The sequence below is a fragment of the Methylobacterium sp. AC433 genome, from assembly GCF_979253015.1.
The window spans coordinates 1-757 of the sequence record NZ_CEEDBN010000051.1 but is presented as its reverse complement, the minus strand read 5'-3'; the positions used below and the strand labels follow the sequence as shown (position 1 = coordinate 757).

Sequence of the window (757 nt, the reverse complement as noted above, 5' to 3'; positions counted from 1 at the left end):
CGCTCAGAACGCGTTGGTTCGGCGCGTGATTTCGGCCAGGACGGTGCGCACGAGGATCTGGATGTCGAGGCGCAGGCTCTGGTTCTCGATGTACCAGAGGTCGAGGGCGGCGCGGCGCTGCATGTCGGCCAGGGTGGGGGTGGGCCCGCGCGAGCCGTTGATCTGGGCCCATCCGGTGATGCCGGGCTTGACGGCGAAGCGCTGGCGGTAGGTCGGGATCTCGGCGCCGTAGTAGAGGTCGTGGGCCAGGGCATGGGGCCGGGGACCGACCAGGGCCATGTCGCCCTGGAGGACGTTGAGGAGCTGGGGCAGCTCGTCGATGCTGGTCCGGCGCAGGAGGGCGCCGACCCGGGTCACGCGGGCGTCGCCGCGGGTGGCCTGGTGCACGACCGCCCCGTCGTCCAGCACGCGCATGGTGCGGAACTTGTAGATCTGGAAGGCGCGCCCGTCCTTGCCGGTGCGGGTCTGGCGGAACAGGACGGGGCCGCGGCTGTCGAGGCGCACCAGCAGGGCGACGAGGACCAGCAGGGGGGCCAGGAGGACCAGGGCCAGGGCGGCCAGGGTGGGATCGAGGGCGGGTCTCAGGGCCGCCAGGTTCGGGCGCGGCCGGGCCAGGGCGACGGTCTCCGAGGCGACGGAGACGCTCGTGCGCGCAGAGGTCGTGTCCATCGTGACGGAGCCCTCGGGATAAGCAGACATCGGTTCCCATCCATCCGCAGGCGCTGACGCGAAACAGGGCAGATCTGTCCCGTTTCGC

At 71.5% G+C, this 757-nt stretch carries 1 protein-coding gene; it reads right to left on the bottom strand.

Features of this window, described 5'->3' with window-relative positions:
* Positions 1-3: 3 nt before the first annotated feature.
* Positions 4-699: an exopolysaccharide biosynthesis polyprenyl glycosylphosphotransferase gene (locus AC0IWM_RS23695; protein ID WP_471759126.1), complete on the bottom strand. Its 696-nt coding sequence runs from the start codon at positions 697-699 to the stop codon at positions 4-6.
* Between the last annotated feature and the right edge of the window lie 58 nt (positions 700-757).